General features: G+C 29.0%; 2 protein-coding genes. Both read right to left on the reverse strand.

What is annotated here, in order from left to right:
* Window positions 1-94: 94 nt before the first annotated feature.
* On the reverse strand, window positions 95-658 hold the full coding sequence (locus HMPREF9074_RS11665) for a hypothetical protein (RefSeq protein ID WP_009388543.1): 564 nt from the start codon (window positions 656-658) through the stop codon (window positions 95-97).
* Window positions 652-879 (reverse strand): polymorphic toxin type 23 domain-containing protein (locus HMPREF9074_RS11670; RefSeq protein ID WP_034541111.1); only part of this gene is annotated, 228 nt, incomplete at its 5' end. The genes HMPREF9074_RS11665 and HMPREF9074_RS11670, both read right to left, overlap by 7 nt.

Consider the following 879-nt stretch of genomic DNA (forward strand, 5'->3'; position numbering starts at 1 on the left):
AAGTATTTGCCAATACTGAGACGAAAAATAATATATAGAAAACTTTTCTTACCATAATGTAAAGGAGTTATAAGTTTTGTATTACACTAAGAGTTTACCAATCAGGTTCCCAACCTTCTAAAAGTTCTTTTGGAATAGTTTTCTTCTTATATATTTCTTCGATAGAACTATCTAACATTAAGGTAATAGTATCATTTTTTATTCTTCCTTTTTCTTTAAAAACATATAGATAACAATTGATTATCCCTGCTGTTTTTATTTTAATATCATTTCCTTTAATGTAATAATAGCCCATTATAGCTTTCTCAGGATTAAACATTTCACGTTTAAGAAATAAAGTGTCTCGTTTGGGAATAAAAAAAACAGCTAATTTTCCATTAGAATAAAATTTTAAATACTGAGTATAAGGATAATAGTGTGCATCATCTTTTTCATAAAATGACACCCTCTTTTCAGTTAGGTTATAATGAGTGTACTCTTGAATAGCATCTAATTTATACAAAGCTGTTGTATCAATTAGTTCATAATTCTCAGTAATTTTAGAAAAAGATCTAATTTTTTGTCTTATTGAACCGTAAGAGGTATAAGGACCTTTATAACAGCAAGCTATAAAACAAATAGAAAGTAAGATCAATATGTAGGATTTTCTTCTTACCATGATGTAAAAGGATTATAAGTTCTGTACTGATAGAAGCCCCCCCATTGCCAAGAGGTATTCATAAAACCACAATCTTTTATTAAACCGTGAATAACCACATCTTGAATAGCGTGTCTTACTTTTTCGCTATTAGCTCCTATTCGGAAACCTCCATATCCAAGAGTCAAAGCTCCTAAACGATATTTTTCACCTACTTCATTGACATAACCTCGTTTATATTT

It is taken from the genome of Capnocytophaga sp. oral taxon 329 str. F0087 (assembly GCF_000213295.2).
GTDB lineage: Bacteria > Bacteroidota > Bacteroidia > Flavobacteriales > Flavobacteriaceae > Capnocytophaga > Capnocytophaga leadbetteri_A.

Bases quoted from the DNA above. Each gene is read 5' to 3' on its own strand.
- HMPREF9074_RS11665 (WP_009388543.1), bottom strand. From the start codon at position 658: ATGGTAAGAAGAAAATCCTACATATTGATCTTACTTTCTATTTGTTTT.